At 69.4% G+C, this 23654-nt stretch carries 20 protein-coding genes; 13 read left to right on the top strand and 7 right to left on the bottom strand.

Features of this window, described 5'->3' with window-relative positions; all coding sequences use genetic code 11:
* Nucleotides 1-29: 29 nt before the first annotated feature.
* From P3L51_RS00925 to P3L51_RS00905, 5 genes are all read left to right on the top strand, one after another.
* The gene (locus P3L51_RS00925) at nucleotides 30-911 is read left to right on the top strand and encodes a hypothetical protein (RefSeq protein WP_354603042.1); all 882 of its coding nucleotides are present in this window, start codon (nucleotides 30-32) and stop codon (nucleotides 909-911) included.
* The gene (locus P3L51_RS00920) at nucleotides 911-2173 is read left to right on the top strand and encodes an ABC transporter substrate-binding protein (protein WP_354603041.1); all 1263 of its coding nucleotides are present in this window, start codon (nucleotides 911-913) and stop codon (nucleotides 2171-2173) included. The genes P3L51_RS00925 and P3L51_RS00920 overlap by 1 nt, the downstream gene beginning before the upstream one ends.
* 30 nt (nucleotides 2174-2203) lie before the next feature.
* Nucleotides 2204-2551 (top strand): CU044_2847 family protein, encoded by a 348-nt coding sequence (locus P3L51_RS00915; RefSeq protein WP_354603040.1) that lies wholly within the window; start codon nucleotides 2204-2206, stop codon nucleotides 2549-2551.
* Between the two features lie 151 nt (nucleotides 2552-2702).
* Entirely contained in the window at nucleotides 2703-3365 is a 663-nt protein-coding gene (gene lepB / locus P3L51_RS00910; RefSeq protein WP_354603039.1) for a signal peptidase I, read from the top strand.
* Nucleotides 3366-3549: 184 nt separating this feature from the next.
* Nucleotides 3550-3957 (top strand): SHOCT domain-containing protein, encoded by a 408-nt coding sequence (locus tag P3L51_RS00905; RefSeq protein WP_354603038.1) that lies wholly within the window; start codon nucleotides 3550-3552, stop codon nucleotides 3955-3957.
* Between the two features lie 157 nt (nucleotides 3958-4114).
* Here P3L51_RS00905 and P3L51_RS00900 read toward each other — a convergent pair whose 3' ends face one another.
* The 3 genes from P3L51_RS00900 to P3L51_RS00890 form a co-directional block, all read right to left on the bottom strand.
* A complete protein-coding gene (locus tag P3L51_RS00900) occupies nucleotides 4115-4453 on the bottom strand; it encodes a thioredoxin family protein (RefSeq protein ID WP_354603037.1) in 339 nt (112 codons plus the stop codon).
* A gap of 80 nt (nucleotides 4454-4533) precedes the next feature.
* The gene (locus P3L51_RS00895) at nucleotides 4534-5952 is read right to left on the bottom strand and encodes a DEAD/DEAH box helicase (RefSeq protein ID WP_354603036.1); all 1419 of its coding nucleotides are present in this window, start codon (nucleotides 5950-5952) and stop codon (nucleotides 4534-4536) included.
* A 340-nt stretch (nucleotides 5953-6292) separates the two neighbouring features.
* Complete coding sequence (locus tag P3L51_RS00890; RefSeq protein ID WP_354603035.1) at nucleotides 6293-9436, bottom strand: family 78 glycoside hydrolase catalytic domain; 3144 nt, start codon at nucleotides 9434-9436, stop codon at nucleotides 6293-6295.
* Between the two features lie 464 nt (nucleotides 9437-9900).
* Between P3L51_RS00890 and P3L51_RS00885 the strand changes: the two genes are divergently transcribed.
* The 6 genes from P3L51_RS00885 to P3L51_RS00860 all read left to right on the top strand — a co-directional run bounded on the left by P3L51_RS00885 (nucleotide 9901) and on the right by P3L51_RS00860 (nucleotide 17702).
* Complete coding sequence (locus tag P3L51_RS00885) at nucleotides 9901-10464, top strand: dihydrofolate reductase family protein (RefSeq protein WP_354603034.1); 564 nt, start codon at nucleotides 9901-9903, stop codon at nucleotides 10462-10464.
* Between the two features lie 1082 nt (nucleotides 10465-11546).
* Nucleotides 11547-13199, top strand: a complete 1653-nt coding sequence (locus P3L51_RS00880) for a PP2C family protein-serine/threonine phosphatase (protein WP_354603033.1) — start codon at nucleotides 11547-11549, stop codon at nucleotides 13197-13199.
* Nucleotides 13200-13388: 189 nt separating this feature from the next.
* Nucleotides 13389-14198 (top strand): SAM-dependent methyltransferase, encoded by an 810-nt coding sequence (locus P3L51_RS00875; protein ID WP_354603032.1) that lies wholly within the window; start codon nucleotides 13389-13391, stop codon nucleotides 14196-14198.
* Nucleotides 14199-14532: 334 nt separating this feature from the next.
* Nucleotides 14533-15363 (top strand): PIG-L family deacetylase, encoded by an 831-nt coding sequence (locus tag P3L51_RS00870; RefSeq protein ID WP_354603031.1) that lies wholly within the window; start codon nucleotides 14533-14535, stop codon nucleotides 15361-15363.
* A gap of 484 nt (nucleotides 15364-15847) precedes the next feature.
* Complete coding sequence (locus P3L51_RS00865) at nucleotides 15848-16168, top strand: hypothetical protein (RefSeq protein ID WP_354603030.1); 321 nt, start codon at nucleotides 15848-15850, stop codon at nucleotides 16166-16168.
* Between the two features lie 220 nt (nucleotides 16169-16388).
* Entirely contained in the window at nucleotides 16389-17702 is a 1314-nt protein-coding gene (locus P3L51_RS00860) for a COG1361 family protein (RefSeq protein WP_354603029.1), read from the top strand.
* Here the strand turns inward: P3L51_RS00860 and P3L51_RS00855 are convergent.
* Nucleotides 17695-18096 carry a class I SAM-dependent methyltransferase gene (locus tag P3L51_RS00855; protein ID WP_435594349.1) on the bottom strand — a complete coding sequence of 134 codons (402 nt, stop codon included), beginning with the start codon at nucleotides 18094-18096 and terminating at the stop codon, nucleotides 17695-17697. The genes P3L51_RS00860 and P3L51_RS00855 overlap by 8 nt on opposite strands.
* Before the next feature lie 286 nt (nucleotides 18097-18382).
* Here P3L51_RS00855 and P3L51_RS00850 point away from each other — a divergent pair, with 286 nt between their 5' ends.
* Complete coding sequence (locus tag P3L51_RS00850; RefSeq protein ID WP_354603028.1) at nucleotides 18383-19426, top strand: sporulation protein; 1044 nt, start codon at nucleotides 18383-18385, stop codon at nucleotides 19424-19426.
* Between the two features lie 303 nt (nucleotides 19427-19729).
* On the top strand, nucleotides 19730-19999 hold the full coding sequence (tatA, locus tag P3L51_RS00845) for a Sec-independent protein translocase subunit TatA (RefSeq protein ID WP_354603027.1): 270 nt from the start codon (nucleotides 19730-19732) through the stop codon (nucleotides 19997-19999).
* A 4-nt stretch (nucleotides 20000-20003) separates the two neighbouring features.
* Here tatA and P3L51_RS00840 read toward each other — a convergent pair whose 3' ends face one another.
* The 3 genes from P3L51_RS00840 to P3L51_RS00830 all read right to left on the bottom strand — a co-directional run bounded on the left by P3L51_RS00840 (nucleotide 20004) and on the right by P3L51_RS00830 (nucleotide 23407).
* On the bottom strand, nucleotides 20004-20903 hold the full coding sequence (locus P3L51_RS00840) for an ion transporter (protein WP_354603026.1): 900 nt from the start codon (nucleotides 20901-20903) through the stop codon (nucleotides 20004-20006).
* 144 nt (nucleotides 20904-21047) lie between these two features.
* Nucleotides 21048-22070 carry a hemolysin family protein gene (locus tag P3L51_RS00835; RefSeq protein WP_354603025.1) on the bottom strand — a complete coding sequence of 341 codons (1023 nt, stop codon included), beginning with the start codon at nucleotides 22068-22070 and terminating at the stop codon, nucleotides 21048-21050.
* On the bottom strand, nucleotides 22067-23407 hold the full coding sequence (locus P3L51_RS00830) for a hemolysin family protein (protein WP_354603024.1): 1341 nt from the start codon (nucleotides 23405-23407) through the stop codon (nucleotides 22067-22069). Before P3L51_RS00830 ends, P3L51_RS00835 begins: the two co-directional genes overlap by 4 nt.
* Nucleotides 23408-23654 lie beyond the last annotated feature (247 nt).

Genomic DNA, 23654 nt, shown 5'->3' with positions numbered 1-23654 from the left:
CCCGGCTCCGGACGACCCACCCGACCACGGTGCTGCGCTGGCTCCGAACCGGCGTCGTCGCCACGGTGGCGGCCACCGCGCTTCTGTACCTGGTGGTGTCGACCGAGGCCGAACAGCAATTGGCCGCCGCCCTTCGCACCGACGTCGCCATCGACAACATCGACACCGCACGTACCAGGGCCATGGAAGCGGACTCAGCGCTTGAGGTGGCCTTCGGCAACGGACAGGTCTCCCTGATCGGCACGGGTACCGATTTCGCCAACCACACCGCCAGCGTCTACACCCACGTCACGTCGGCGGCGGCGGGCAACGCGGCCGGAGCGCGGGGACGGACTCAGATCCAGTTCATTCAGGGCCAGTTGACCACCTGTCTGCAACTGGCCAACACCGCGGTGCGCGACTACGCCCGCACCGGCGTGACGGGCATGGACGCCGCCCAGACAGCGCTGACCGCCCCGCGGGAGCTGGACCCCGTCACCCATCTGCCCATCGCGGGCACCGGCGGTCTCGTGGCCTCACTCAACGACCTCCGGACCACCGAGGAGAAGGCGAAGGCCCAGCAGCGCGACTCGCTCTGGCTGGACCCCGCCTACGTATACCCGCTGCTCGTCGGACCGGCGGCCGTGATGCTGCTGCTCGTCCTGGCCACCGGCTACATCGTGGCCCGGCACTTCCGTCGGCACGTCAGCCCGCTGCTTCTTGTCGCGCTACTGGCCACCGCGTCGGCCGGGGTCACCACCGCCGTCCTCAGCTCCGTCGACGCACACCACCTGGCCGCACACCCGTTGGCCAGGCACCCGCTGACGCTGACACTCGCGCTTGCCTCACTCGCCACGGCGGCCGTGCTCGCCTACCTCGCCTACAGTCCCCGCCTCGCCGAGTACCGGTTCCCACGGTCGGGAAGACCCTGATGGCCACCCTGACGGCGCGCCTGACGCGCTGCGCCGTGGCGCTCGGCCTGCTCCTGACCGCGGTCGCCTGCGGCAGCGGGCCGCCGAGCGACCGGCTGACCGTGATGGTTCCCTGGTCGGGGTCCGAGTTCCGGGCGTTCTACTCGGTGATCAGATCCTTCGAGAAGGACTCCGGTATCAAGGTCGACGTGCTGGTCACCCGAGCCCAGACACAGCAGCTCGACGCCGCGGTTGCCGCGGGCGCGCCGCCCGACCTGGCCGTGCTCCCCAGTGTGGGAGCGCTGAACCGGTTCGTGCGGGACCGCAGTCTGCGGCGGCTCGACGCCGCCATCACGGCGGACTACGCGCAGCCGTTCCGCGGACTCGGCATCGTCCGGAACAAGGTGTACGCGGTACCCGTCAAGGCTGATGTCAAGAGCCTCATCTGGTACAACCCCGAGGTCACCCCCAAGCCGCCGCCCAACACGTTGCCCGCCCTCCAGGCCCTGTCCCGTGAGCGACCGGAGACCTGGTGCCTGGGCCTGGCGTCCGGTCCGACCTCCGGCTGGCCCGGCGCCGACTGGATCGCCGACATCCTGCTCTCCCAAAGCGGCACGGACACATACAAGGGTTGGCTGTCGGGCGACCCGGATTGGGATTCGCCAGAAGTCGCAGCGGCCTGGACGGCGTGGCGGAGCATCGTCGCCGAGAGCGCCGAGAAGGCACCCGAGAGGAAGTTCGGCGACGCGGCGGGGGGCATGACCGCCAAGTCCCCCACCTGCGCTCTCGCCCACGGCACCCTGTCCGCCATGGGCTTCCCGTCCTCCGCCGTCGCGGGTGCGGCCTACGACTACGTGACATCGGCCCCGGAGCCGACGCGCCGGCTGGAGGTCTCGGCGGACTTTGTCGGAAGGTTCACCGAGAACCCGAGCGGCACCGCACTCATCACCTATCTCTCCGGCGCCAAAGCCCAGCAGGCCTGGGTCAACCAGCCCGGAAGCTACGGCCTCTCCGCCCACGGTCGGGTGAAGCACTCCGAGTACAAGAACACCGTGCAGCAGCGGATCGCCAAGATGCTCGAGCCCGGCTCCGGTTACACGCTGTGCTTCAGTGCCGCCGACGCGATGACACCCGACCTGTCCGCCGCCTTCTACCGGGCGGTCCTCGACTACACGGCCGACGAGTCGCCGCTGAGGTCCCTCCTCGAAGGCCTCGACAAGGTCCAGTCGGACAGCGGGAAGTCCCCGGTCCGGCCGAACAGTCTGTGCGCCCCCGCGACCTGACCCCCGACAACACCTCACCATTGGAATCCCATGCCAGACGCCGTCCAATTCCCCCTCGCCGACGGAACCATCGTCCTTGTGGAAGTTCCCGCCCGGGCCGGCACGGGAGCGGTCGGTCTCGGCCGCCGCCTGGAAGCCGCGCAGCAGAGCCTCCGCGAGGCTCTGGCCCCCATCACCTCCGCCGCCACCGAGGCGATCGACGGTTTCCGCAGCCTCGCCCACCCTCCCGACGAGGTCGAAGTCAGCTTCGGCGTCGTCCTGGACAGCAAACTGGGCGGTGTCATCGCCAGCTCCAACGTCGGCGCCCACCTCGACGTCACCCTCCGCTGGCACGGCTCCCCCGACTCCCCGCCCCCTGACGACCCCGCACAGAGCTGACGCACCGCCGCCGCCGGGCGGCGCCGGCCGCGTCGTCCCTCGCCCCACGCGTCGTTGATTCCCAAGCTCAGAGCGCGAGTTCGACTCTCGTCACCCGCTCCACGACGATGGCCCGAGTCAGCGACGCCGTCGTGCGGTTCAAGGGGGATGGATGCTCATGTGGCAAAGGCGAAGAGTGATCGGCAAGTTGAGGGACGCGGTGTGGGTGTTGGCACCACTCGGGTTGACGCTCCTGATGGGGACCGTCGTGCACACCCTCGCGAACTACAAGATGGTCACCGTCATGGGCGACTCGATGAGACCCACGTACTCCGAGGGCGACCGGCTGTTCACCGAGCGGATCGGCGCGAGCGAGATACGCCGGGGTGATGTCCTGCTCATCGAGGCGCCCGAGCACTATCAGGGCGAACCGATGCTGCGGCGGGTGATCGGGACGGGTGGCGATCACGTGGCGGGTGACGGGAACCAAGTCACAGTGAACGGCGAGCCGGTCGATGAGCCGTATGTGAGGCATCGCGAAGAGCCCTTGATGGTCAGGCCGTATGACGTGAAGGTGCCGGACGGGCGGTTGTTCCTGCTGGGCGACTACCGGGTGAACTCCAACGACTCGCGTTTTCACCTCAGTGAGAAGTCAGGCAGCATCGCGGCTTCCGGAGTACAGGGACGAATACTGAAGGACTCCGCCGTGCCGACGGTGCTGGTGGCGCTCGGGAGCCTCGGGACCGTGCTTATCCTGGCCGGTATCGGAGGCTACGCAGCCGGACGACGTGCCCGCGGGCCGCTCTCGTCCCGGACGCCATGGCCCATGCCCTGAGCGGGCGCGCGTGAGGTTTTCCGGGTGCGACGCGTTCGGGTGGCAGGTTGCTGCTCAAAGCCGCACCATGACGGTGAGGGTTCCCGCATCCGTAGGATCGTGCAGCCGCTGACTCCAGTAGACGCGTAGCGCGGGACCGGAGGCAAGGACGAATTCCACCGCCCCTACGAGCGGAGTAGAAACCATGACCGGAGAAATAAACCTGGCAACCGACTATCCGATCCTGGGCGCGTTCTGGACGGTCCTTTTCTTCGTCCTGAGCGCACTGTGGTTGATTCTGCTTTTCAGAATCATCGCCGACATATTCAGGGACGACATGACCGGAGGAGCCAAGGCCGGTTGGTTGATCTTCGTGATCCTCCTCCCTTTCATCGGGGTCTTCGTCTATGTCGCCATCCGCGGTCGCGGCATGGGACAACGTGAACAGCACCACGCGCGGGCCCGGCAGCACGATTTCGACTCCTACATCCGCGCAACCGCCGGAACGGGCACCAGCCAGGCAGAACAACTCACGAAGCTGGTCGAGATGCACGACAAGGGTGCGATCTCTGACGAAGAGTTCCAGAGGGCGAAGACCAAGGTGCTCCACTGATGCCGCCAATGGGTGCGGGAAGACCACAGTCCCGCTCCACGATGAAGGCCCAAGTCAGCGACTTGGGCCTTGTTTGTTGTGTTGACGCCCTGTCACGTCGGCCCCAGAACGATCGGTCGATCCGGCGCAACCTCGCCGGCCGGTATATGCGGCCTGCTCACAGGTGGGCGTCCAGGAACTCCCCGAGCGCTGCCCTGGACATCGGACCGCTCCCGGCCGCCATCGCCTCGCCCCGATCGATCAGCACGAAGGAGGGCGCGCCGGTGACGCCGTACCGCCGTACCGGGCCGGGGCACCTCGCGATGTCGGCCCGCACGACGATCAGTCGGCCCTGATAGGCGTCGGCCACCTCCCCCACCAGGGGATCCATTTCCTTGCATGCTGCCGCGGCCTTGGGCCACACCCCGTGGAAGTACGCGAGCACCGGCACATCCGCCCTCGCCAGGATGAACTCGAACTCGGCTTCCTCATGGGGGCGTTGGACCCTGTTCGCCATCGGCACTCCTCGACGCTCCACTCGATGCGAGGCAGTGGGTGCCTCCTTGTGTCTCCCGACCGCGACGGCCGTACCGCCCGTCAGTGGGCCCTGCGCGCTCGGGCGGCCTTGCGGGCCTCCGCCATCGTGCGCGCCTCCGCCGCCTTGCGGGATTCCTTCGGCGGGCGGCCCGCGCGGGTACCCAGCCCCCGGAACGCCGCGTTGCCGGTCTTCGCCACGTCCTGCACCGGCGGGCGCTTCGCGCCTGTGATGCTGGTCAGCCTCTCCTCGCCGGAGCGAACCTGAGCGACCGTGGGCCGGATCCCGGCATCCGACATCATCCGGTTCACGTCCCGGCGCTGGCCGGGCGTGACCAGCGTGACCACGCTGCCGGACTCCCCGGCACGCGCGGTGCGCCCGCCGCGGTGGAGGTAGTCCTTGGGGTCGGAGGGCGGATCCACGTTGACGACGAGGTCCAGGTGCTCGACGTCGATGCCACGGGCAGCGACGTTGGTGGCCACCAGCACCGTGATCTCCCCGTTTTTGAACTGGGCCAGCGTGTGCGTGCGCTGCGGCTGCGGCTTCCCGCTGTGCAGAGCACCCGCCTGTATGCCGCTGCTCCGCAAGTGGCGGGTGAACTGGTCCACAGCGTGCTTGGTGTCCAGGAACATCAGCACCCGCCCGTCCCGGGCGGCGATCTCGGTGGCTGTGGCGTACTTATCGCTGGGGTGGACGTTCAGTACGTGGTGCTCCATCGTCGCGACCGAGCCCTCCGCCCGATCGACCGCGGCGAACACCGGCTCACTCAGATATTGCCTGACCAGTTGATCGACGTTGCGGTCGAGCGTCGCGGAGAACAGCATCCGCTGCCCGCCGGGGGGCGTCCGGTCCAGGGTCTCCGAGACCTGCGGCAGGAAACCCATGTCGCACATCTGGTCCGCCTCGTCCAGCACCGCGATCCGCACCCGGTCCAGGTGACAGTCCCGCCGGGCCACGAGATCGGCCAGCCGTCCCGGCGTCGCCACCACGACCTCGGCACCCGCCCGGAGCGCCGCCACCTGCCGGGCGATCGCCAGCCCGCCGACCACAGTCGCCGAGCGCAGCCCGAGCGCCTCCGCGTAAGGAGCCAGTGCCTCACTCACCTGCTGCGCGAGTTCCCTCGTCGGCACCAGGACCAGCGCGAGAGGGCGCTTCGGTTCGGCGCGCCGGCCCGCCGTACGCGCGAGGAGCGCAAGCCCGAAGGCGAGGGTCTTCCCCGAGCCGGTCCGCGCGCGGCCGAGGACGTCCCGGCCGGCCAGCGCGCTCGGCAGGGTGGCCGCCTGGATCGGGAACGGCTCCCGTATCCCGAGCCCCGCCAGCACCCCCATCAGCTCGTCCGGCAGTTCCAGCTCCGCGAAGGAGCCGGCCGGTGGGAGGCCGGGCGTCAGTGTCCCCGGCACCGAGAGCTCGCCCCGCGGGGCGCTCCCCCGGTCGGACCTGCCGGGTCCGGAGCGACCGGAGGCCGACTGCTTCGCCTTCATTGGGGTTCCTCGTTTCGGCGCCCTGAACGGAGCTGGGCCCGTACCTTGTCCGGCACGGGCCCAGGCTCTCTGCAAGCGCGACCCAACCTTACCAGCGCGGGCCCCGCACCGGCCGTCCCGAGTCGAAGCCACCACGACACACTCCCAGGGACGCGTTTCCCCAGGTCAGAGGCGGCCAAGCCAGGCGCAAAGGACCGGGAGTCCGCTGCGGTCCAGGAGTCCCTGGACCCGGGGTGCGGGTAGTTCCACAACGCGCCGGATCGCGGCTTCAGCCGCCGCTCCCCGCGCCGGAGCGCCGGAGCGGCGGAGTGCCGGCGCGGGGAACGCCGGAGCGCATCGCCTACGCACGCAGCGAGATCACCGTGGTGCCGGAGCCGACCGGGCCCACCCGCAGGACAGAGCCGGTCAGGTCGTTGAACGACGTCATCTTGATGCCTCCGTGCGCGTCCGCGGACGACATGGCCACCCGGTACGCCGCCGGGTCGGCGTCGCCGATCTCCAGTTCCACCACCGCCCGGCTGTTGGGCGGCACGGTCACCTTGAGGGAGTGCGTGCCCTTGGAACGGCGCAGGGAGACCGAGACCGGGCCGCGCAGGGACGGGACCGTTCCCGCGACCTCGGTCAGCTTCCCTGTCCTCGGCCGGACGCGGAACCCGGCCGCGCCCGCTTCCGTGACCTGGACGCCCAGTATGTGCCGGGCCACGGCGTTGGCGGGGGCGGAGGCCCAGGCGTGGGAGAAGGTCATGTTCGGCTTCAGCGACGGGTCCCACGCCTCCGTGACCATGGTGGCCTTCAGGTCGTCGATCATGTGCAGCCATGAGTTGGTGGCCCTGGAGGTGAGCAGCGCGAGCGCGGCGTCGGCGCGGCCGAGTCGGAACAACGCGTCGAGAAGGAACTGCGCCCCGTACACGCTCATCTTCATACCGCCCGCGGCAAGCGTGTCGCCCACCTTGGTCAGCACCTCGCCGTCGAGGGCAGCGGCGACACCGAGCGCGACCGGGAAGGCGGTGGCGTGCTGGGCGCTGTGGGTGGTGCCCGCGCCATCGCGGAACAGGCCCGCCGAGGTGTCGAGCAGGGTGTCGCGCATGGCGGCGGCGAGGGTGTCGGCCCGCTCCCGCATCAACGCTCTCTCATCACTCTTGCCGAGGGCGGCGGCGCACTTGGCGAGAGCGTCGAAGGCCGCGTACTGGAAGGCGTTGACGACGGTGTTGACACTGGTGAAGACGTAGCCGTCGCGGCTGGTGACGGGCCAGTCGACCAAGTCGCCCAGATCCTGGCTGGAGTTGCCGGGCGACTTGTGAACGAGACCGTCGGAACCCAGATAGGAAGTGAGGTTCTTGGCGGCGAGCAGGGCGTAGTCCTTGGCGAGCTGCCGGTCGTCGCCGGTGGCGAGGTAGTCCTCCCAGGCGGAGATCGCGCACATCAGCCGGTACTCGGTGGGCCAGGTGCCCCGGCGGACCAGGTAGTCGTTGGACCACCGGGCGAGCGCGTACGAGCGCTGCACGCCGTACTCGGAGAGCTGGTTGATCAGCGCGTCGCCCTCGTAGGGGCCTCGCTCGCGGGTCGGGGTGTCCTGGTAGAGGTCGCCGCGGGTCGCCTCGATGGAGTAGCGGCACAGCTCCCAGACCTGGTCCAGATCGGGGTCCGAGCTGCTGAAGCGGGAGCCGGAGTCGTCCCAGTCGAGCTTCCAGGCGCGGCCCCTGACGGTCGCCCGGGACAGGTCGACGGAGGTACGCAGCTCGGCCCAGCGGAAGCCGCGGTAGCCCCAGTGCTCGAAGCGCTGGGCACCGTCGCGCAGAGTCCAGACCTCGCGGTAGAGGTTGGTGGCCCGCAACTGATATTTCACGGTGCCATCGGCGTTGAGTTCCTCGCCGAGGCGCACCTCCACGGTGTCGCCCGCGTTCCCGGTGACCTCCAGGGCCAGCCCGCCGACGATCTCCCGGCCGAGGTCCACCAGCCAGCGGCCGTCAGCCACCTCGGTCACCGAGGCCGGGGTGACGTCGTGCAGCCGTACGGGCTCGATGAGCGCCGGGACCAGGCCGTCGATGGCGGGGCGGGAGGCGGGGGTGAGCCAGTCGGCGTCGTCGAAGCCGGGCTCGGTCCAGCCGACGGGCTCGTTGCGCAGATCCCACTGCTCCTGGGGCGCGGCGAAGAACGTGCTGCCCGCGCTGCCCCCGGCCGGGAGCAGACCGTCCTGGCCGCGGGCCCTCCAATCGCCGCCCGAGCCGATGGTGGCCCGGCTGCCGTCGGTGTAGGTGATCTCCAGCTGGGCCAGGAACTTCTTCTCCGAGCGGGTGTGACACAGCGCGGCCAGAGCGTTGGCCCGGCCGGCGCGCAGGGTGTCGGTGATGTCGAAGGACTGGTACGCGACCCCGGAACCGGAGCGTACGGAGGCGTAGCCGACCAGACTGGCGTTGCTCCACACCTTGGCGACGTACTGCCTGGCCGGGTTGGCTGAGGTGGCGGCAACGTGCAGGACGGCGGCGGCGACCTTCTTGCCGGCCGCCAGGTCGTACTCGTGCCGCAGAAGGGCCCAGGTGTTGTCGGCGCCGTAGGAGGAGAGCGAGGAGGCGTCGGTGGGGAAGGTGAGGACGCCGTTCGCGACGGTGCCCGCGGAGAACGTGCCCTTGGCGGAGGCGAAGTCGTCCTGGAGCAGCACGGTGCCGTCTGCCGCGGTGAAGCGGACGCTGTCGTACACCTGCGACTCGGTGCGGCCGTTGCGCAAGCCGATGTTGCCCGCCGGGTAGCGGGTGTGGGTGGTGGTGTCGACGACGGTGCCGTTGACGCTGGTGGTGAAGGCGGAGCCGGTCATGGTGACCGAGAGGTCCACCCACTCACCGGTCGCGACCGGGAAGGGCAGAGTCACCTCGCCGAGGACGCTGTACGTACCGTTCACGCACACGTGCTTGCGCAGCACTCCGGCGGTAACGCCGGCGCGCAGTTGCCACATGTAGTTGTTGGCGGTGTCGGTGGCCCGGAACCACAGACCGGCGGCCACCGCGGTGATCTTGAGGCGAGCGGCGAAGGCGCCGTCCGTCATGGTGGGTCCGGCCGGGGCCCAGATGGGCTCGGCCTGCCACTCGTCCTCCACCGCGGTCGCCATCAGCACGGGCTCCGACCACGACGACCGCTTGTCCGCCCAGTTGCGGACCCGCCACCAGTAGGCGGTACGCGGTTTCAGCGCCGGACCGCCGTAGGCCACGGCGGTGGACTCGGCAGCGGCCACCCTGCCGCTGCTCCAGACCAGCCGGTGGTTCTTGAACCCGGCCGGGGTGGTGGCGACCTCCAGCTGGTAGGCGCGCTGGCGGGTACCGGGGCCGAGGTCGGGGACCTGCCAGCTGAACCGGGGCCGTTGTCCGGCGGTGGTACCCAGAGCCTGCGGCAGCAGGTCGGTCAGCAGACCGGTGGGCGAAGGGGGCGCGCCCTTGCCCTTGCCCTTGCCTTTGCCCTGCGCGGCGGCGGACGCCCGGGGTGCGGTGAACACGACAGAGGCGGACGCGGCGGCCCCCAGCTGTAGGGCAGTTCTGCGCGTCAGGTGTCCGGACATGGGCAGCCCCAGTGGATGAAAGGTTTCATTCGGGTGCTCGGGAGGCTAGGCGCTGTACAGAAAGCGGGTCAACGGATTGGACGAAAGTAACGACCGAGGTAGAAGTGAAACGTTAAATGCCGACGGAGCTGAGCTCTCGCTCCGCATCGACACCGCGGTCGCTGTCAAGGGCGTGGCGCAACAGCTGCGTTGAGCACTGGCATGCCGAAGGGCGGCTGTCCGACGGCGACATGACGCGGATCAACAGCCGCACCACCGATGCCGTCCGCCGATGAGTCCGCGGCTGAGCCGCCGAGCACGAGGACCAGACGCGAGCTCAGATCGGCTCAGATCGGCGCCGATGAGTTTCCCGCGCCGCGCCGGTCTGTACATGTGAGACCGACTCACGGAAGGCTGGCGCCATGCGGAAACTGATCTACGGCATGAACCTCACCCTGGACGGCTACATCGCCGCGCCCGACGGCGACATCGGCTGGGGCGTGCCGAGCGACGAGCTGTTCCAGTTCTGGTCCGACCAGTTGCAGGCGACCGACGTGACGCTGTACGGGCGCAAGCTGTGGCTGACGATGAGCTCCCACTGGCCGACCGGCGACCAGCAGCCCGATGCCACCCCGGCGGAGATCGGGTTCGCGCGCCGCTGGCGGGACATGTCGAAGGTGGTGTTCTCCTCGACGGTCGCCGAGGACGACTGGAACACCCGCCTGGTCACCGGCGACGCGGTCGCCGAGATCACCCGGCTCAAGGCCGAGGACGGCGGCCCGATGGACATCGGCGGCGCGACGCTCGCCGGGGCGGCCATGCGCGCCGGGCTGATCGACGAGTACGTGATCGCCGTCCATCCGGTCCTGGTGGGCGGCGGCACGCCGTTCTTCGCCGCGCTGGACAACTGGGTGAACCTGAACCTGGTGGAGACGCGGACGCTTCCCGGCGGCGTGATCCTGACCAGGTACGAGACGAGGCGCTGAGCGCCCGTCCGGGAGCGCTGCACGGGGGTATCGCCCCGGTCCCGCGCCTACACTCCCCGAACTCCTGCCGGATGTGCGCCGGGGCCCTCGATCCGGGGGCCGTCTTCGACCGTGCCCTGCCCCTGGCCGAGGTGCCGGACGGTTCCGGACGGTTCCGGACGGTTCCGGACGGTTGTCGGGCGAGGGACGACCGGTCGGCGCTGAAGGTGCGCATCACCTTCTGAGCGCGGGGGCCGGCGGCACGGGTTTGGTTCCTCCCGTGCCGCGCGGCCCCTCGCGATGCCAGGCGGCGCGCTTCACGTGGTGCGCCAAGCCCTCTCCCGACCGCGGGAGTCCGACGCACACCGCACCGAACCGAACCGCTGACCCTGCCCTCGGTCGTCAGGCCGGCGCGGACGCTCCTACGGTTGGCCGAACTCACCGCGCCCGGTGCCGAGTCGGACGTCGTACGACTGACTGCCTGAGCCGGGAGGAGATCGCCCAGGCGATCGGTGTGACCCGCAACGCGGCCTTCACGGGACTGCGACGGCTACGGCCGGGTGCGAGCACCACCGCGGGCACCCGCAGTGGTGCGATGAGCACCACCGCGGGCACCTGGTGATCGAGCCCGGCCGCCGTATCGCGCAGTCGCGCGCGCCGGTCGACGGCGTGATCTTCGGCATCGTCGGCCCGTGGCAACGCCCTGGCAGCGGCGAAGGCGCGCGCACGCAGGGCGCCGCTCAGCGAGTGCACCCCCAGTCGGCACCGCGGGCGCCAGTCGCCGTGACGAGGTCGAGCAGCCCGGTCATATCCGCGGCACCCGGTCAGCGGCCGTCCGTGCCTGGCCACGGAGGCATCGCCAGGTGGGCGAAGGGGCGAAGGGCCAGGGCGTGCTGTTGTCCCGCATGCGAGGGATGATCGATGCATGAGAGGCGATGATCCTCTGGTGTTCGGTGCTGCGAAGCCGGGCTTTCAGGGCTTCGAGGAGGCGGTGACAGGGGCAGCCGTGTCGGTGACGGGTCCTGTCTGGCGGGTCCGGGCCGAGAAAGCCGCCGCTCATGGCGGCTCCGCGCGCTCGTCGGCCCGGCAGCGGGGAGGGGGCGGTGAATGAGGGACGTCTCCTCAGACAGTACGAAGCGCTGCTGGGCGCCGTACCGCAGTCGGTCTGGGTGTTGTCGGCGGACGGGGTCGTCACTCTGCTGATGGGCAGCGGGATGCCGGAGAGGCTGTGGCACCCCGACGGTGAGAGCTCATGGATGGACGCGGTGCATCCGAAGGACCGGGACTGGTTCCAGCGGGCGTGGCGCAAGGCCAACCAGCAGCGGTCCTCCCTCGACACGATCGTACGAGTACGGCTTGAGCACGCCCCCGACCGTTTCCGCCACATCAAGATCATCGCCGCGCCTGTCCTGGACCGTCGCGGGGAACTGGAGTGGGTCGGTACCGCCACCGATGCCGAGGACCACTGGCGCACCCGGATGCGGGAGAAGCTGCTGGCTCGTATGGCACCGGTACCGGCCGCGCACAACCTGGCCGAGGCTTTTCTGACCACTGCGGCAGCCGTCGTGCCCGAACTTGCCGACGCCGTCGCCGTCTTCCACGTACGGGGCGACGCCGAGGCTGCTTTTCGGACTTCCGGGGGCGTAGCGGCCGGGGCGTCGGCGGAGCGGGTGGGGCTCGCTCCCGGGCTGCCTCCCATGTACCCGCTGGACGCGCACTTCTTGCTGGGGCCGGCCGCACAAGAGGCCATCGAGAGCCAGGAGGCGGGGCTGCTGACCTTCCCGCCCGGAGGGCCGCCCGAAGACAGTCTTTCCAAGCTCTCCGTCCGGTGGCTGCGGGAGGCCGACGCGACGAGCGTGGCCCTGCTGCCCGTCGTGGTGGACGGCCGGACTGTCGCGCTGGCGACCACAGCGACCTGCCGGGGGAACCCGCCCTCGGACGAGGCCGACCTGTACCTCCTGCAGGACGTCTTCCAGCAGATGAGCGGGCCCCTGCGCCGGACCATGGAACTACAGAGCATCCGCGACACGGCCCTCGTACTGCAGCAGTCCTTCCTGGCCGTCCCGCCGTCCGTCGAAGGTCTCGTCATCACGGCGCTCTACCATCCGGCCGACTCGACCGCCGAGGTCGGCGGGGACTGGTACGACGCCGTCAGACTCTCGGCCGACTCACTCGCCCTGTCCATCGGCGACATCGCGGGTCACGACGTGGACGCGGCCACCGCGATGGGGCGTGTCAACAGCATGCTGAGGGGACTCGCCTACGACAGCGGCCCGGCCGCCAGCCCGTCGGCCATCTTGAGCCGGCTCGACCGCATCGTGCAGGCGCTCGACGGCCCGTCGATGATCACGGCGGTGCACGCGGTCCTGCACCGGCAGGCGGACGATGCCTGGCACATCGCTCTGTCCAACGCCGGCCACCCGCCACCCCTGCTGATCCCGGCCGACGCGCCGTCGCGGTACCTGCACGACCTCACGGCCTCGGATCCACCGCTGTGCGTCGGCGAGGCCCTCCCCCGTACCGACATCCACGCGGTCATCCGGGAAGGCGACACCTTGGTGCTCTACACCGACGGACTCGTGGAAGTGCCGGGCACGGACATCGGTGACGGTCTCCAGCGCCTGCGTGAGCACACCGACGCACTGGTCCGGAAGGGGGTGTCCCAGCCGGCCCTGATCAGAGGGCTCCTGCCGCCCGTCCAGAACCGCTGGGACGACATCGCCGTCATCGCCCTGCAAGCCCGGAGGGAGCGGTGATACCCCGCCCCAGCGACGTCCTCCCGACGGCTCCGGGGATACGCGGAGCGGCCGGTCGGCTCCGTCGGCTTACCGGACCCATCCTCATCCCGCTGTTTCCCGCTGTTTCCCGCTGTTTCGCTTGCGACCGGAACACCACGTTCATACCGTTGGCGTTGGTGAGCCGTCCTTGACCGAAAGAGGCGCCGCATGAATGCTCCGCACGATCGACAGAGCGGACTTGCCACCTCGCGCGCCCATTCCGCCCGGGTGTACGACTACATTCTGGGCGGAAAGGATCACTATCCCGTTGATATCGAAGCGGGCGAAGCCATGCGCCGGCACTGGCCCGCGCTGCCCGTCCACATGATGGAAAACCGCCGATTCATGCACCGCGCCGGCCGCTTCCTCGCCGAGGAGCGAGGCATCCGCCAGTTCCTCGACGTCGGGACCGGTCTGCCGACCTCGCCCAACCTCCATGAGGTCGTGCAGGAGGTGGCGCCGGAATCACATGTGGTCTACGTCGACAACGACCCCGTCGTCCTCGCCCACGCCCGCGCCCTGCTGCAGAGCTCGGCCGAGGGGGCCACCGCGTATGTGGACGCCGACATGCACCACCCCGAGACCATTCTGGACAGCCCCGAATTCCGTGACCTCATCGATCTGAACCGGCCCGTCGGCCTGATGGTGATCGGCATCCTGCACTTCATCCTGCCTCCGGACGACCGGCGCCTGATCAAACGGCTCCTGGAACCACTGCCGTCCGGCAGCTATCTGGCGATGACCATCGGCACCGCCGACTTCGCACCCGAGGAAGTCAACCGGGTGGCAGAGGAATACCGGCAGCAGAACATGCCCATGGCGCTGCGCGATCTCGCCACCGCCACCTCGTTCTTTGACGGACTGGAACTACAGGAGCCAGGAGTCACCCAGGTGCACACCTGGCACCCCGGCCCGGAACAGGCCGGCATCGACGGACGCGACATCGCCATGTACGGGGCGGTTGCCAGAAAGCCCTGAAGCGGCCTGCGCCGGGATGATGGTACGGGTGGTAGCTGCCGGCAGACGGCGGAACTCGGCCGGGGAAGCCGGATCCAATGTGGCGCGCGGAGATGTGCGGGTCGCGCCCGTACCTCGTAGGCACTGAAACGCCGACGCCCGGAAGGGCAAGTGGCCGGGCCGGGAACAGCCGGTCCGGCCCGCACGGTTGCATGGACCGAGGGGCCGGCGCCGCACGGGCGGGGAACACGGAGACCACGAGGTCGTCCGTCCCACCAGGATCCGGGCCCCGGAATCGCGGTACGCCCGCCGCGTACTCGGACCAAGACGTATTTCTACAGAAGGACTGCTTTTCATGACCGACCGGCCTTTGACGCTCATGGCAGTACACGCCCACCCCGACGACGAGGCGACCGGAACGGGAGGAATCCTCGCGCGGTACGCGGCCGAAGGCATCCGCACGGTTCTCGTGACCTGTACCGACGGCGGTTGCGGTGACGGACCCGGGGGTGTCAAGCCGGGCGATCCCGGTCACGATCCGGCGGCCGTCGCCTTGATGCGGCGTCAGGAACTCAAGGAGAGCTGTGACGTCCTGAAGATCAGCGATCTGGAGATGCTGGACTACGCCGACTCCGGCATGGCGGGCTGGCCCAGCAACACCGCCCCCGGTTCCTTCTGGCAGACCCCCGTGGAGAAAGGCGCCGCCCGGCTCGCGGAACTCATGCGGCACTACCGGCCCGACGTGGTCGTCACCTACGACGAGAACGGCTTCTACGGCCACCCCGACCACATCCAGGCCAACCGCATCACCATGGCGGCACTGGAGATGACCACGCTCACACCCAAGGTGTACTGGACCACGATGCCCCGCTCACTGATGCAGCGATTCGGGGAGACCATGCGCGAGCTCCAGGACATGCCGGAGCCGGATCCCGCCGAGGCCGCCGCCATGGCCGAGATCGGCCTCCCCGACGACGAGATCACCACATGGGTGGACACCACCGCATTCAGCGACCAGAAATTCGACGCACTGGCCGCCCACGCCAGTCAGGGCGAGAACATCTTCTTCCTCAAGATGGGCAAGGAGAAGTTCGGCGAGTGGATGGGCATGGAGACCTTCGTACGCGTCAAGGACACCACCGCCGCGCCCGTACCCGAGAACGACCTCTTCGCCGGACTCCGCTGACCCACCCACCCGACCGGGGCCCCGGAAAGCACCGGGGCCTCGACGGACCTACCCTCCCCGTCTCACACCGAGAGGCCGCCGCGTCCTGGTGGACCAGCGCAACCGAGTAGCGAACGGGCCTTGCGCCGTCTCCGAGCGAAGTTGGACCGCCGGAGCGGCCTGACCTGCTCCCTGCGCGTACGAATCGAGGTGGCGTCGGAGGTTCCGTCGGAGAAAGGACGGCAGGACCACGACCCGCTTGCGCGCGTCCGACTTGGTATCGCCAGGAGCACGGCGGCCGGTCATCAGCTCGGGCGCCGCCATGCACACGCGAATGGCTGTCTCGTCCAGGTCGACGTCCTCGCAGGGGCACGGCCAGCCCGACTCGCCGACCAGCTGGGGCCCTTGATCATCCACGACCCCGGACCGAGCAGGCCACCGGCCAAATCCGCTCCACCGACCTCGCCTTGCGGATCTGCTGATGACATCTACTTCACTACCTGAGATGCTCCGCAACATGTTCATGATCTTTGCGGCGGCCACTGACGCCGACACCCCCACAGGGCTTCTCATATTCCTTGGTGTCATGGGGGCCGTGGCGCTCATCATGGGAGTGAGGTGGGCGTTCAACTGGCGTGGTGCCGTCGACTCGACCCTCCAGCGCCGACGTGCTGTTCTGGAGTTGAAGGGGCAACGGTCGGGCGACCTGGGCCTTGCGGGCAACGACTCCATCGGTCCCTGGTTCTTCCGGATCATCGGAAGCATCGTGGCCGTGGCAGGTCTCGGGCTGTTGACGTTGAGCTCGATCCTGTTCGCGAGTGCCTGAGCGTACGTGCGAAATCGTCCGACTCAGCTACTTGGTGCCAGCGGCCGGGTGGTCTCCAACAGGGCCGGAAACCGGGGCGCGGTGGGATCCGCTGCCATGTGATGATCCCTCCGGTGCGCCGGAACTGCCGGTGCGTCAGTCGCGTTACCGCACCCTTGGGGGAGCAATGAGACCGTTCTCTGGACGCCCAGTACGTCTCAGATCCGGCGCCGCCGTAGCGATGGCGGCAGGTCTGCTGACCGTCGGCCTCGCCGCGCCCGCGTTCGCTGACGACGACGCGCCGCAGACCGACCAGTTGTGGATCAACCCGCCGTACGAGAAAACGCTGCCGCTCGGCACCGACGGCGGCGGGCCGCAGTCCCGCACCCTTGGCGTCGGCATCTACCACGACAACGAGACCTTCACGGTGACCGACGGCAGGCTCACCGTCGACGTCTCCGACCTCGCCGGGGTCGCCGAGGTGACCTGGCCCGACAACTGCACGCCGAGCGGCACGAGCGCGGTGTGCGACGTCCCCGTGGTGCCCGTGATCGGCGACGACTACGAGGACCAAGTACTCCTGACGGTGCGTGCGGCTGACGGCGCCGAGATCGGCGCGCAGGCCAGGATCACCTACGAGGCGACGGCCACCGGCGGACCCGACGGCACACTCACCGCGCCGCACGAGAGCTTCGACACCACGCTCACCGTCGGCGCCGGGCCCGACCTCGCCATCGACCCCGTCGCCGACATCGAGGTCGGTCAGCCCGGCGACGAGCGGACGATCCCGTTCAAGGTGACCAACAACGGCAACCAGAGCGCGAACGGGTTCACCGTCAAGCTGTACGCCTCGTACGGCCTGACGGATCTGACCCGGTACGACGCCTGCGCCTACACCACGTCGGACGGCGAGGACTACGCACCGTCGAGCACCGCGGTCTGCACGTTCGACCAGGTGCTGGCGCCGGGCGACTCCTTCGAGCTGCCCGAGCCGCTGACGGTGCGACTCGCCCCGCACGCGCTGAACGAGCGGCTCGACATCGACGTCGAGCCGGGCGGCGGCGCCCAGGACATCGACTCCGACAACGACTACGTGGCCCTCCAGATCGGCGCGGAGAACACCGCGGACTTCTCCGTGACCGGCGATTCCATCTCCGGCGGGGCGGGCGAGACGGCCACGGCCGAGCTCACTTTCAAGAACAACGGCCCGGCCTGGCTCGGCAACCTCGGCTCCGGCGACCCGGTCGCCGAGGTCCGGCTGATCGTGCCCCAAGGCGCCAAGGTCACCGGCGTGCCGTCCGGCTGCTACCCGCGCACCCTCGACGGCGGCTACTACCCGCAGCAGACTGGCGCCCCTCGCTACGACTGCGACCTGCGGTACTGGGTGCTGGAAGACACCCGGCGCACGTTCGCGTTCTCCGTACGCGTCGACACCGTGGTGCCCGGCGCGACCGGTGCCGTGAGCATTCACCCGGCGTTCGGCGAGTTCGGCGAGCACCCCTTCGACTTCGACCCGGACCGCACGAACAACACGGCGGTCCTGACAGTCAATTGACCAGCCCGTGAGTTCGGAACAAGCCGTCCGAGCGGCTGCCACTCCGCATCGCCAGGACAGGCCCCCGGAGTGGCGTCGCTCGCGACGGAGTTGGTCCCTGCTCGTCGCTGAGCCGGCGGGCCCGTTCGAGCATCGGCGCGGAGAGGTCGACGCCCAGCGCGCTTCCGGTGGTGGCGGCGCGGGCGGCCTCGCGTGTGGTCTGGCCCGTGCCACAGCCGATGTCGAGCACGCGGTCGCCGGAGCCGACGCGGGCCGCGGCGCGGAAGTGTTCGTTGTACAGCCGCAACTCCGCGTCGTAGTCGAACAGTTCGGCATCGCCGGCCCCGTGCTCACCCGCGGTCCGCTCGGAGCTCGGCCGCGTTGGGGTTTCCCGGTGGTCGGACATCGCGGTCATCAGATCCTCTCGATTCCGATTCCGACATGGTCGCCGGTCTCTCAGAGCTCCATCGTGACGTCGCGGAGCGTGCCTCGTACCTGGTTCGCCTTCCCGCCGCGCCGCTGTTCGGACAAGGGCCGTGGCTTTTCGGACTTTCCCGGTCGGCGCGGCGGGATGTGCCCTCCGGGCGGTACGTCGCCCTTATTGTTCTACAGACTTGTAGAGATGCGCAGGCCCCGGTCGCACCGGCCATGGCGGCCTGTGATGCCACGAATCGCGCTTACGTGAAGGAGTGAACGCCACCATGGTGTTCAAACGGCTACTCGGCTCTCTCGGTGTCGGCGGACCCACCGTGGACACCGTCCTGGACCCCGGCGTGGCGGTGCCGGGCGGGGTTCTGCGGGGGCAGGTGTACCTCAAGGGCGGCGGTGCCGACTTCGACATCGAGCAGATCACCCTGGAACTCGTCGCCAGGGTCGAGGCGGAGACCGAGGACGGGGAGCACGAAGGCACCGTCGTCTTCGAGCGGTTCACGGTGGGGGGCGGCTTCCGCCTCGCCGAGGGGGAGCAGCACGGCGTTCCCTTCTCCGTGACGCTGCCCTGGGAGACGCCGGTCACGGAGTTGTACGGCCAGCCGCTGGGGGTCGTACTCGGGCTGCGTACCGAGCTGGCGGTGGCGGGGGCCAAGGACAAGGGTGACCTCGATCCCCTCGCGGTCGGACCGCTGCCCGTCCAGGAGGCGATCCTGGAGGCTCTGGGGCAGAACGGCTTCGACTTCCGGTCCGCCGACTTGGAGTACGGACGGATCGGCGGCACCGGACAGCAACTGCCGTTCTACCAGGAGATCGAGCTCGCGCCGGCCGCGCGCTACGCGCACGCCGTGAACGAGATCGAGGTGACCTTCCTCGCCCAACCGGGCGGCATGGAGGTGGTGTTGGAGGCCGACAAGCGTGGTGGGCTCTTCTCCGCCGGTCACGACTCGCTCACCCGTTTCACCGTCAGCCACGACGACGTCGCTCAGCACGACTGGAACACCGAAGTCGACGGCTGGGTACGCCAACTCGTCGAGCACCGCGCCTCTTACGGCGCCGACGGCTCGTACGGACACGGCGGACACAGCGGTTACGGCGATCACGGCGGTCACGCGCACAAGGACGACCACGGCCATGGTCAGCACCATCACCAGGACGGCGGCCACCGCTCCGGTCCCGGCATGGGCACCGTCGTCGCCGCCGGGGCCGCGGGCCTCGCGGTGGGAGTCGTCGGCGGCATGGTCGCCGCCGAAGTCGTGGACGAGGTCGGCGACTTCTTCGAGGGGGAGGACGAGGAAGAGGGCGACGAGGGCTGAGAACGCCTCTCGGAACCCGTACCGGCCGGGGGCGCCTGTTTTCGCGTGCGGACGGGTCGGGATCGTCATCACCGTCGTGTACGCGGGGGCTGAACCGAGTTGATCCCGCCCCCGCGCCGCCGGGACGAAAAAGGCCCCCTGCCGCTCATCTCTACAGTCCTGTAGATTTCTATCGCGTCGCCAGATGCCGAGGGCAGCGGGGTCGGGCACCCGACCGCCGGAGGGTGCGGTCATGGGTGACCGCACCCCGTACGCCGCCCCTCGCCAGGACACTGCCACCCACCACCGGGAGCACAGATACCGATGTTCGGCATCAGCGAGATCGCCATCATCCTCATCGTCGTCATATTGGTCTTCGGCGCCAAGAAACTTCCTGAACTGGCCCGTTCCGCCGGGAAGTCGGCGCGCATCCTCAAGAGCGAGGCCAAGGCGATGAAATCCGACCGGACTCCACCGGCCGAGGACCAGGCGTCATCCGGGGAGGCCATGGCTCCCCGTGTCATCCGCGTCACCCCCGAGGCGTCCGGCCCGCACCCCACCAACCCTCCGGGCAACGACGCGCCACGTCCGTAGCTCCTCACCAGGAGTGGACCGAAGGCCCTTCACCCCTCGGACCCGTCGGGCCGGCGCGTGCGAGTTCGGCCTCGATGGTGTCCAGGGCCCGTCTCGCGGCGGCGATCTGTTCCCGGAGGTCGTGCCCCGTGTCAGGGGTGCCCTCTCGGTGCAGCGGCCCCGCCTCTCCCTCGGCTTCCATCTCCCGTGCTTCCTGGAGGGAGTTGATGACGACGCCGATGAGCAGGTTCACGAGGAGGAACGAGCCGAGCAGGACGAAGGACGCGAAGTAGAGGATGGTCCAGCGGGAGATTTCCAGGCCCGCCCGTACCGCGTCGCCGAGGCCGTCGAGGGTGATCAGGAGGAACAGCGTGAGGGCCGCGCGGCCCAGCGAACCGTAGTGCTCGGGGTCCTCTGCGGCGAAGAAGACCCAGCCGATCATCGCGTAGACGTACAGCAGCAGCGCGCCGACGAGTACGAAACTCGCCGTGCCCGGCAGGCTCTTGCCGACGGCCACGATGACGATGCGCAGCTGCGGGAGGAAGCGGGCCGCGCGCACCACGCGTGCCAGGCGCAGGAGCCGCAGTACGGTCGCGTTCTCACGCGCGAAGGGCATGAACGCCAGGCCGACCACCGCGAGGTCGAAGACGTTCCACGGATCGCGGAAGAAGTCCCCGGGACGGTCGGCGCAGGCGGCGGCGCGCAGCAGGATCTCGGCGGTGAAGGCCGCGAGGAAGACGTGTTCGGCCGCCTTCAACGTGTCGTGCCACTGGTCCACGGCGCCGGTGTACGTCTCGACTCCCAGCAGTACGGCGTTGCCGAGGATGAGGCAGAAGACCGTGGCCGTGAACGCCGCCGACTCGGTGATACGGCGCGTACGGGACGCCACGGCACGGCGTAAGTGGGAGGAGGTCCGTTCGGACATCGCGTAGTTGTCGCTTCTTCTCTCGGGAGCCTCCGCGGGCTCGTGCGGGCGGTTGCGGAATCGTGCGGGTGCTGTCGGGCTCGTGCGGGTGCTTGCCGGTGCTGTCGGGCTCGTGCCGGGGCGCAGGCGTCGCTCAGGCGTCGCTCAGGCGTCGCTCGTCGCGGGGCCGACGAGTTCTTCCAGCAGGTCTTCCATGGTGACGAAGCCGAGGACGGTGCCCTTGTCGCCGGTCACGGATGCCAGATGCGTCCCGGCGGACCGCATCGCGGTCATCGCGTCGTCGAGTGGTGTGTCGGTCTCGACGACGACCACCGGGCGGAGGGCGGTGGGTGCCAGGGGCCGGTCGCGTTCCGCCACCCCCAGGGCGTCCTTGATGTGCAGGTACCCCCGCACCTCGCCCTTCGGTCCGGTGACCGGCAGACGGGAGAATCCCGAGGTGGCCGCGGCACGTTCGAGTTGGCGCGGGGTGATGTCGTGGCCGACCGTGACCGTGTCGGCGAGAGGCACCATCACCTCGCCGACGGGCCGCTTGCCCAGTTCCAGGGCGTCGCGCAGCCGCTCCCCGTCGGCGGGGTCGATCAGACCGGCGTCGCTGGAGCCCTCGACCATCCGTACGAGTTCGTCGTCGGTGAAGACCGAGGCGACCTCGTCCTTCGGTTCGACCTTCATCAGTCGCAGCAGCACGTTGGCGAAGGCGTTGATGCCGAAGATGACCGGCCGCAGGGCGCGGGTCAGGGCGACCAGTGCCGGAGCGAGGATCAGCGCGGTGCGCGCCGGGGCGGCGAGCGCGATGTTCTTCGGGATCATCTCGCCGATCAGCATGTGCAGGTAGGTGGCCAGGGTCAGCGCGATCACGAAGGCGATCGGGTGGACCAGGCCGTCGGGCACGCCGATGGACTCGAACGGCGGCTCCAGGAGATGGGCGATGGCCGGTTCGGCCACCGCGCCGAGTACGAGGGAGGAGATGGTGATGCCGAGCTGGGCGGTGGCCATGGCCGCCGACAGGTGCTCCAGCCCCCACAGGGTGTTCCGGGCGCGTGCGTTGCCCCTGAGGGCGGCCGGTTCGATCTGGCTGCGCCGTACGGCGATGAGGGCGAACTCGGCCCCGACGAAGAAGGCGTTGGTGAAAAGGGTGAAAGCACCGATGGCCAACTGAAGGGCTGTCATGACGATTCCGTGTCGTTCGGTGAAGCCGGGGGAAGCTCGGGGGCGGTGACGCGGACGCGGTCCGCGCGGTGGTGCTCGACGTGGAGCACGGCGAACTGCCAGCCCTGGAGGTCGATCCGGTCCTGGAGCGTGGGGATACGTTCCAGCCGGTCGGCGATCAGACCGGCGAGGGTCTCGTAGGAGCCCTCGGGGGCCTCGAACCCGATGCGTTCGAGCTCGTCCAGGCGGATGCCGCCGTCGGCCTCCCAGACGGCGCGGCCGTCCGCTGCTGGCTGACACTCCATCAGATCGGGTCGCTCGTGGGGGTCGTGCTCGTCGCGGACCTCACCGATGACCTCCTCCACGATGTCCTCCACCGTGGCGATGCCCGCGGTACCGCCGTACTCGTCGATGACGACGGCCATGGTGCGGCTCTGCCTCAGCCGGCGCAGCAGCCGGTCCACGGGCAGGGAGTCGGGTACGCGCAGCGGTTCGGTCACGAGCGCGGTGACCGGGGTGGTGCCCCGTACCGTCTCGTCGAGTGCGAGCACGTCACGGATGTGTACGGTGCCGACGATCTCGTCCAGGCTGTCGCGGAGCACGGGGAAACGGGACAGCCCGGTCGCGAGGGCCAGGTTCGCCGCGTCGGCGGCGGTGGCTCGGACGTCCAGGGCCTGTACGTCGACACGTGGCGTCATGACGTTCTCGGCGGTCAGCTCGGCCAGGTGGAGCGTACGGACGAAGAGTTCGGCGGAGTCCTTCTCGATGGCGCCCTCACGGGCGGAGTGCCGTACGAGTGCGACGAGTTCGTCCGGCGTACGGGCGGAGGCCAGCTCCTCGGCGGGCTCCAGGCCGATCCGGCGTACGACACGGTTCGCGGTGTTGTTCAGATGCCGGATCAGCGGGGCGAAGCACGCGGTGAAGGCCCGCTGCGGGGCCGCCACCACCTTCGCGACGGCCAGCGGGCTCGCGATGGCCCAGTTCTTCGGCACGAGTTCGCCGATCACCATGAGGACCACGGTGGACACGGCGACGCCGAGCACGGTGGCGGCGGTCGAGACACCGCCAGAGGGCAGGCCGGTGGCTTCCAGCGGCCCGCGCAGCAGCACGGACAGGGAAGGTTCCGCCAGCATGCCGATCACCAACGAGGTGACGGTGATGCCCAGTTGGGCGCCGGACAGCTGGAAGGTCAGCCGTTTCGCGGCCTTGAGGGCGCTGCCGGCACCGCGCTCACCGGCCTGGGCGGACCGCTCCAACTCGCCGCGTTCGACGGTCGTCAGGGCGAATTCGGCGGCCACGAAGACGGCGCAGGCGAGGGTGAGTGCCAGGGAGAGCAGCAGGAGGAGTACGGCGCTCATCGCGGCACCTCCGTCCCGCGGCTCGGGCAGGCCCTGGGCGCGGCAGTGACGGCGCCGGCCGCGCCGGGAGGTTCGTCCATGACGGGATCACAGCTCTCTGTCGGGTCGGTCGACCGAAGGACGTACGGAAGTCGGATCGGATCGGGTCAGGTCAGGTCAGGTCGGATCGGGGGTCGGATCGGCAGCGGGTCAGGTCGGCAGCGGGTCGGCATCGGATCGAGCGCGGGTGCACGGTCGGGTACATGAA

Origin of the sequence: Streptomyces panacea, assembly GCF_040560175.1 — a bacterium.
Taxonomy (GTDB): Bacteria; Actinomycetota; Actinomycetes; order Streptomycetales; family Streptomycetaceae; genus Streptomyces; species Streptomyces panacea.
Note: the sequence above shows the minus strand (reverse complement) of the source record. Positions and strands in the feature narration are given on the sequence as shown.